The sequence below is a fragment of the Endozoicomonas sp. YOMI1 genome (assembly GCF_024606345.1).
GTDB lineage: Bacteria > Pseudomonadota > Gammaproteobacteria > Pseudomonadales > Endozoicomonadaceae > Endozoicomonas.
Window position 1 is genome coordinate 1 of record NZ_JAHHPM010000050.1, and the last position, 1,876, is coordinate 1,876.

Genomic DNA, 1,876 nt, shown 5'->3' on the forward strand with positions numbered 1-1,876 from the left:
TCAGACTGAACTTTTCTAAACCGGCCGTCTGGTTTCAGGGTGCTTCTGCTGGTGGCCTGCTTTACCTTGCTGGTTAAGTCTCGCTGCCAGTCGTTACGCCTTGCCCGGCTTCTGACCGATGACTCTTTGGTGTTGTGCCTGGTGGCAATCATGCGGATAGATAGAACGCCTGCTCTGTAATCTTCCTCGATGGCCTCCCAGTCTGGTTTGGTTCTGTTGCTCATTGCTGCCATTCTCCCGGCTTAAGGTGGTTAGCCTCAAGCCTATTGTACCTATGCTGCCTTGGCTTTGCTCTTTGCTGGTGTTGAGGGTTGTTGGTCTTTCTCCTCGGCTAACACTTCAAAGATTTCCTCAGCTCCCCTGATCGCGTCTGCTCTGACTAAATGCGTGTCACCGGTCACGACGTTTAAGAGAATATTGTTCATCAAGGTTGCTGCGTACAGTAGCGTTGTCTCGTACCGGCTGATCTTGGCCTTGTTGCTGTCGCTCATTGTTCATCTGCTCCACGTTAATAAAGGGCTGGTGCCTGCTAAAACATCCAGCTTATCTGTCCATCGGCTTCTAATTGTGTGTTGCTGGTGGCTTTGCCTCCCGGTATCACTCTCCATTGCTTCCGGGCTTCCTTGGCTCTGGTGTCTGCTTCCTGTTGGAGCAAGGCCCAGTAGTAAAGAATCTCGTCCTCTGTCAGTTCTTCAATGTTGAAGCGGCCGCGTTCCGGTGTTCGCCCCTGGCAAGTAATCAGATCAAAGTTCCCCCGTCCTTCTTTCTGATCTGGAATCATTGGCTTATCCCCTGTGCTTTCCTGTGTTGCTCGGTTAAGCGCTTGAGTTCTTCCTTTGATATTTCCTGCTTGGCTGTGCCTGCCTTCGCCTTTATCGACTGCTCTAGCTTGTTGATGTTTTCAGCTTGACCACTTTCGACCGCGCGCATACTTAAAGCCTCTGAATCAGCCTTTTCAAGACTGCTTAAAGATATGCCTATGGCAGATTCTAAGAAGTTCCCCGTTTGCCGTACCAGTGAACCGTCTAAAATTGCCGTTTTCGCCCCGTTTGCCGTACCACAAATTGAGTTTTCAGCATCGGTTTTCGATTTATCGCCCCGTTTGCCGTACCAGTCCTGCCCCGTTTGCCGTACTTGTGAATTTTCGGAATCCCTTTTTCTGCGCTTGCTGCTGGTGGCTTTTACATACTTGGCTTTTTCGGTTCGCCAGTTTCCCGGTGGTGCGACTGTTGAAGGTATGTCCAGCTTGCCCCCACATTCATCAATGGCAAAAAAGGTAAAGCCATACAGGTTGGGTAAGTCCTTTCTTAACCTGGCTCCCTGTCTTGTTAGAACAATGAATTCAAAATAGAGAAGTTCATCGACTGCGCTTTGTAACGTCTCCTTGCTTGGAATGTATTCCTTAACCATTGAATGAGTGGCGCATAGATCGCCGTTATTTGTGCCGTTCTTATAAAATCGAAGCTGCCCAAGAAGCGCATTAAACAGCTTATGCCCGGTATGACTTAGCTTTTTAAAGTTAGGGTGGTGTATGAGATCCATTGGAACCGGCGCAAAATTCCCTTTCTCTCTCCGTCCTTTGGCTTTAGCTCTGCTTCTGCTCATTGCGCGGCCTCCTCCCGAACATCAAAGCAATCTAAAACAGCCTCGGCTTTTGCTCTGGCTGCACTGGGACTGACTGCCGGTTTCATGGCCAGCTTCATACCGTCTGAGTCGATGACAGCAATAAAGCCCGATGGTCTGGTATCAATCTCTATCCAGTGGAAACAACCGGCAGATTCAAAGCTGGCCAGTCCGTGGGGGTTGGTGTTGAATTTCCAGTTCAGTCGCATTGTCTCGCCCTCACTCCGTCCAGTCGTTCAGGTAGTCCAGTCCA

At 49.7% G+C, this 1,876-nt stretch carries 4 protein-coding genes and 1 pseudogene; all 5 read right to left on the reverse strand.

Annotated features, from left to right (window positions below; translation table 11 throughout):
- A pseudogene (locus KDK15_RS02010) lies at window positions 1-224 on the reverse strand (hypothetical protein); the annotation flags it as partial.
- Window positions 225-272: 48 nt separating this feature from the next.
- Window positions 273-491 carry a hypothetical protein gene (locus KDK15_RS02015; RefSeq protein WP_257293698.1) on the reverse strand — a complete coding sequence of 73 codons (219 nt, stop codon included), beginning with the start codon at window positions 489-491 and terminating at the stop codon, window positions 273-275.
- Window positions 492-529: 38 nt separating this feature from the next.
- Complete coding sequence (locus tag KDK15_RS02020; protein WP_257293699.1) at window positions 530-781, reverse strand: hypothetical protein; 252 nt, start codon at window positions 779-781, stop codon at window positions 530-532.
- Window positions 778-1,542, reverse strand: a complete 765-nt coding sequence (locus KDK15_RS02025) for a hypothetical protein (RefSeq protein ID WP_257293700.1) — start codon at window positions 1,540-1,542, stop codon at window positions 778-780. The genes KDK15_RS02020 and KDK15_RS02025 overlap by 4 nt, the downstream gene beginning before the upstream one ends.
- A 59-nt stretch (window positions 1,543-1,601) precedes the next feature.
- The gene (locus KDK15_RS02030) at window positions 1,602-1,832 is read right to left on the reverse strand and encodes a hypothetical protein (RefSeq protein WP_257293701.1); all 231 of its coding nucleotides are present in this window, start codon (window positions 1,830-1,832) and stop codon (window positions 1,602-1,604) included.
- Window positions 1,833-1,876 lie beyond the last annotated feature (44 nt).

Excerpts from the sequence above, each read along its gene's own strand:
- KDK15_RS02015 (WP_257293698.1), bottom strand. The coding sequence starts at position 491 with ATGAGCGACAGCAACAAGGCCAAGATCAGCCGGTACGAGACAACGCTA.
- KDK15_RS02020 (WP_257293699.1), bottom strand. The coding sequence starts at position 781 with ATGATTCCAGATCAGAAAGAAGGACGGGGGAACTTTGATCTGATTACT.
- KDK15_RS02025 (WP_257293700.1), bottom strand. The coding sequence starts at position 1,542 with ATGGATCTCATACACCACCCTAACTTTAAAAAGCTAAGTCATACCGGG.
- KDK15_RS02030 (WP_257293701.1), bottom strand. The coding sequence starts at position 1,832 with ATGCGACTGAACTGGAAATTCAACACCAACCCCCACGGACTGGCCAGC.